The organism is Streptomyces sp. NPDC059398 (assembly GCF_042751845.1).
In the GTDB taxonomy this organism is placed as follows: Bacteria; Actinomycetota; Actinomycetes; order Streptomycetales; family Streptomycetaceae; genus Streptomyces.
In genome coordinates, this window is record NZ_JBHYWP010000023.1 from 55,969 (window position 1) to 57,090 (window position 1,122).

The window sequence follows — 1,122 nt, forward strand, 5'->3', positions numbered from 1 at the left end:
CACACGGTGTTTTGCCCCACTCCCGCCCCTGGGGCCCCTTTACCAACGCCCCCCCCCCCCCCCCCGGGCGGGGGCCGACGGCGCCTGGCGCGTGCGATCGCAAGGCGGAGGATCGTCCTCGTACTGGACGTACTTGGACGACTCCGACAACGCGGCGAGCGTGCGTGCCAGGCGTCGTCGGCCAGGCGGGACTTTCGAAACACGTCCTAGCAGAGCGCGCAGCCCGGCCCCCGGCAAGACCGGGGGCAGTGGCGGATGACGTGATGCGGCCTGGTCAGCGGGACAGTACGCAGTCCCCGCACAGGGCCCCCGCGGCGCCGGGCGCGGCGCGGTAGATCAGGCAGCAGCTCCGCCGCCGGAACACTCCGTCGGGCCGCACGCTGCTCGCGTCGCGCAGTGGGGGCCGCGCCAGAAGCAGTGAGCTGATGGCGCGGGTCCGTGCGGTGAGGTTTGGGCGGCTTGCCGTGATCATGGTCGCGGCTCCGTTGACGGCCGATGCGGTGTTGCCCCAGAGGATGTGCGGGGAGACCGAGAACTCGGCCATCGCATGGGCGAGTTCGCTCAGGGGGCCGTCCACCAGACGACTGCCCAGCTCGGCGGCGAGCCGGGCCGGCGGCGCGGCTGAAGAGAGTTCGCCGGTGAGGGCCCCGACGGCAGAAGCCCCGTCAGTCACCGCCCCCTCGACAAAAGCCCTTTCGGTGAAAGCATCGGCGGGCAGCGACAAGGGGACCGGGCCGCCGGTCACAGGCTGCCATCGGAGGTCCGCGAGGCCGGGGGCGGGCACCAGCCCGTACAGCACGGCGGCGGCCAGTGCCGGTGACACCAGCCGGGCAGCCAGCCCCAGATGGGCGACGGATGCCGCGACCCGGGTCTCGACCGCCTCGGGCGGCTGCCCGCCTGCCGCGGCGAGCCACTCCCGTACGCCTGTCACCCGGGCTTCGAGCAGTGGGCCGGTGATCCGCCGCCAGGGCCCGGGGGGTTCCGTACCTGGCGGATGGGTCCGGACGCCGAAGAACGGGCCGAGGGGGGGGGGGGGGAGACGAGAGAGCGCGCGCGCGGCGGGGGGGGGGGCGAGGGCGCGGTGGGAGGGGAGGGAGGGGCGGGGGGGGGGGGGTCTGGCGC

At 74.9% G+C, this 1,122-nt stretch carries 1 protein-coding gene; it reads right to left on the reverse strand.

The window, feature by feature from the left end:
• Window positions 1-274 precede the first annotated feature (274 nt).
• Window positions 275-931, reverse strand: coding sequence for a (2Fe-2S)-binding protein (locus tag ACFXBC_RS11555; protein ID WP_385021930.1), 657 nt, complete (start codon window positions 929-931; stop codon window positions 275-277).
• Window positions 932-1,122 lie beyond the last annotated feature (191 nt).